1 protein-coding gene and 2 pseudogenes are annotated in these 4,065 nt (G+C 71.0%); 2 read left to right on the top strand and 1 reads right to left on the bottom strand.

The window, feature by feature from the left end:
• Window positions 1-111: 111 nt before the first annotated feature.
• A pseudogene (locus ACXAHD_RS31580) lies at window positions 112-423 on the bottom strand (hypothetical protein); the annotation flags it as partial.
• 259 nt (window positions 424-682) lie between these two features.
• Between ACXAHD_RS31580 and lpdA the strand changes: the two are divergent.
• Together lpdA and sucB are read left to right on the top strand one after the other, a co-directional pair.
• A pseudogene (gene lpdA / locus ACXAHD_RS31575) lies at window positions 683-2,071 on the top strand (dihydrolipoyl dehydrogenase).
• Between the two features lie 19 nt (window positions 2,072-2,090).
• On the top strand, window positions 2,091-3,908 hold the full coding sequence (gene sucB / locus ACXAHD_RS31570) for a 2-oxoglutarate dehydrogenase, E2 component, dihydrolipoamide succinyltransferase (protein ID WP_281550773.1): 1,818 nt from the start codon (window positions 2,091-2,093) through the stop codon (window positions 3,906-3,908).
• The last annotated feature ends 157 nt before the right edge of the window (window positions 3,909-4,065 follow it).

The following is a 4,065-nucleotide window of genomic DNA, read 5'->3' as shown; positions in this document are numbered from 1 at the left end:
CCCCCCCCCCCCCCCCCCCCCAAAACAAACCCCCCCCCCCCCAAACAACCGGCTGTGTCTTGGGGGCTCGGAGATGTGGAGAAGAGACAGGCCCCGGTCGGCCCGGTCGGCCCGCTTGCGCCGTTCGTTGAAGTCCCGCATCCGCTGCGGGTAGCCGACCAGCGCCACGTCGTAGATCGGGATGGCCATCTTGTGCGCGAAGCGACGGGCGGTTTCCGGACCGTCGACCCGCCGACGGGTCCACTCACCGTCGTACGCGATGAGCATCACCGTCGTCTCGGTAACCGTGGTCCGAGGCTCGATGAACGCCTCGACCCCGCGGCGGCTGCGGACGAACTCCTCGAGATGGTCGAGATCAGCCCGGTTCGCCGGCCGTCCTCCCGGTGCCCCGCTCGACTGCTTGCGCCGACGAAACCACGCCACCGGCGTTCCCCTCCCCCAGCTGACAAAGACCGCGCGGGTGCCGGCCGGGCGGCCTGGTGCGGTCGGGCCGGGCCCGGCTGTCCGACGCCCGCGCGCATAGACGGACAGGGCAAGCCTACGTTGCGACCACGTGTCCTTGGGCACCTCGTTGAGCGTTCAGACACTACAAGTGACAAGATGACCGGGGAAAGTCTGCCCGTTCCATGGGACGACGCAGGGGACGGCCCTCCTGTGCAGCGACGTGACCTGGGAGTGAACTGTGAGTGAGCCGAACGGCGGGACCTTCGACCTGGTCATCCTCGGCGGCGGTAGTGGAGGCTACGCGGCTGCCCTGCGCGCCGTACAACTCGATCTGTCGGTAGCCCTGATCGAGAAGGACAAGGTCGGTGGCACCTGCCTGCACCGTGGCTGCATCCCCACCAAGGCGCTGCTGCACGCCGCCGAAGTGGCCGACAACGCACGCGAGTCCGAGCAGTTCGGTGTCAAGGCGGACCTGGTCGGCATCGACATGGCCGGGGTGAACAGTTACAAGGACGGCGTGGTCGGCCGGCTGTACAAGGGCCTGCAGGGCATGATCAAGTCTTCGAAGATCACCTACGTGGCGGGCACCGGCCGGCTGGTCGGCCCGGACACCGTCGAGGTCGACGGAGCCCGGTACACCGGCCGCAACGTGATCCTGGCCACCGGGTCCTACTCGCGGAGCCTGCCCGGCATCGAGGTCGACGGCGAGCGGATTCTGACCAGCGAGCACGCGCTGGAGCTGGACCGGGTGCCGTCGTCGGCGATCGTGCTCGGCGGCGGGGTGATCGGTGTCGAGTTCGCCAGCGTCTGGCGCTCCTTCGGCGTCGACGTGACCATCGTCGAGGCGCTGCCCCGGCTGGTCGCCGCCGAGGACGAGGAGTCGTCCAAGGCACTGGAGCGGGCATTCCGCAAGCGCGGCATCGGGTTCAAGACCGGCAAGCCGTTCGAGAAGGTCGAACGCACCGAGTCCGGCGTCCGGATGACGATCGCCGGCGGTGAGACCCTGGAGGCCGAGCTGCTGCTGGTCGCCGTCGGGCGTGGGCCGGTCACCGCCGACCTCGGATACGAGGAGCAGGGTCTGAAGATGGACCGTGGCTTCGTGCTGACCGACGAGCGGCTGCGGACCAATCTGCCGAACGTCTACGCCGTGGGCGACATCGTACCCGGCCTGCAGCTGGCCCACCGCGGTTTCCAGCAGGGCATCTTCGTCGCCGAGGAGATCGCCGGCCGCAGCCCGGCGGTGGTCGACGAGAGCGGTATCCCCCGGGTCACCTACTCGGACCCGGAGCTCGCCTGGGTGGGGTGAACAGAGGCGAAGGCCAAGGAGCAGTACGGGGCCGACAAGGTCAAGACCTACAACTACAACCTCGGCGGCAACGGCAAGAGCCAGATCCTCAAGACCACCGGCTTCGTCAAGCTCGTCCGGGTCGTCGACGGCCCGGTCGTGGGACTGCACCTGGTCGGTGCCCGGGTCGGCGAGCTGATCGGCGAGGCACAGTTGATCTACAACTGGGAGGCCGACCCGGCCGACGTCGCACCACTCGTACACGCCCACCCGACCCAGGGCGAGGCGCTGGGCGAGGCCCACCTGGCCCTGGCCGGCAAGCCGCTGCACGCACACGCCTGACTAGAGGAGTCTTGTAGATATGCCGGTATCGGTCACCATGCCCCGGCTCGGCGAGAGCGTCACCGAGGGCACCGTCACCCGCTGGTTGAAGCAGGAAGGCGACCGGGTCGAGGTCGACGAACCGCTGCTGGAGGTCTCCACCGACAAGGTCGACACCGAGATCCCGTCGCCTGCGGCCGGGGTGCTCACCCGGATCGTGGTGAGCGAGGACGAGACCGCCGAGGTGGGCAGCGAACTCGCGGTCATCTCCGGTGGTCAGGAGGACGACGGGCAGCAGGACGACGGTGGGCGGACCGCCCCCGCTGCGAGCGCGCCGCAGGAACAGCCTGCGGAGCCGGAGCCGGCCGCAGCGCCGGAGCCGGCCCAGCCGGCGGACGGCCCGCCGCCGACGTCTGGTGGCGACGCCACTGCGGTCCGGATGCCGGCTCTCGGCGAAAGCGTCACCGAGGGCACCGTAACCCGCTGGCTCAAGCAGGTCGGTGACGCCGTGGAGGTCGACGAACCGCTGCTGGAGGTCTCCACCGACAAGGTCGACACTGAGATCCCGTCGCCGGTCGCGGGGACGCTGCTGGAGATCAAGGTGCCGGAGGACGACACCGCCGACGTCGGTGCCGAACTGGCACTGGTCGGCAGCCCCGGCGGGGCCTCGGCTCCGGCGGCACCGGAGCCGGCCGCCGCACCGGAGCCGGCCACCGCGCCGCAGGCCGACCCCGCCCAGCCGCAGCCGGCGGCACAATCGGAGCCGGCCGCTCCCGCGCCGGCCCAGCCGGGTGCCTCGTACGCCAGCCCGGCCCCGGCCACCGAGTCCGCCTCGCCAGCGCAGGCCGCACCGCCGGCACCGCCGGCACAGCAGACCGCTCCAGCGGCCCCACCGGCCAGCGCCAACGGTGCCGGCGGTTACGTCACCCCGCTGGTCCGCAAGCTCGCCGCCGAGCAGGGGGTCGACCTGGCCTCGGTGCGCGGCACCGGGGTCGGCGGGCGGATCCGCAAACAGGACGTGCTGACCGCGGCCGAACAGGCGCGGGCCGCAGCCGAGCGGGCCAAGGCCGAACAGGCCAAGCCGGCGGCACCGGCTACGGCACCGACGGCGGCCAAGGCGCAACCCAGCCCGCTGCGGGGCCGGACCGAGAAGATGAGCCGGACCCGGACGGTCATCGCCAAGCGGATGCACGAGTCCCTGCAGAGCTCGGCCCAACTGACCACGGTCGTCGAGGTCGACGTGACCAAGATCGCCCGGTTGCGGGCCCGGGTCAAGGGCGACTTCCAGGCCAAGCACGGCGTCAAACTGTCGTTCCTGCCGTTCTTCGCGCTGGCGGCGGTGGAGGCACTGCGCACCTACCCGGTGGTCAACGCCTCCATCGACATGCAGGCCGGCACGATCACCTACCCCGACGGGGAGCACCTCGGCGTAGCGGTGGACACCGAGCGGGGTCTGCTGGTGCCGGTGATCCGCGACGCTGGCGATCTCAACCTCGGTGGGCTGGCGCGGCGGATCGCCGACGTGGCGGAGCGGACCCGGACCAACAAGATCGGGCCCGACGAGTTGTCCGGTGCCACCTTCACGCTGACCAACACCGGCAGCCGTGGGGCGCTGTTCGACACCCCGATCGTGCCGTTGCCGCAGGCCGCCATCCTCGGCACCGGAGCGGTGGTGAAACGCGCCGCGGTGGTCGACGACCCGGAGCTCGGCGAGATCATCGCACCCCGGTCGATGGTCTTCCTGGCGCTGTCCTACGACCACCGGCTGGTCGACGGCGCGGACGCCGCCCGGTTCCTCAGCGCGGTCAAGGAGCGGCTGGAGGCCGGCGCGTTCGAAGGCGAGCTCGGCCTGTCCTGACGGCGTTCCACGACAGAGCGACCCCGGTTGCCGTAGCGGGGGGGGGGGGGGGGGGGGGGGGTGGAGGGGGGGCAGAGAGGTACCGCCCCCCTCCCGGACGAGGCGCTGCTGCATAACCACGCCCCCAACAACCCCCCGAATCTACCCCCCACCCGAC

This window comes from Micromonospora sp. ABR4_055, from assembly GCF_056160425.1.
The sequence above is the reverse complement of the archived record's forward strand: the minus strand, read 5'-3'. Positions and strand labels throughout refer to the sequence as shown.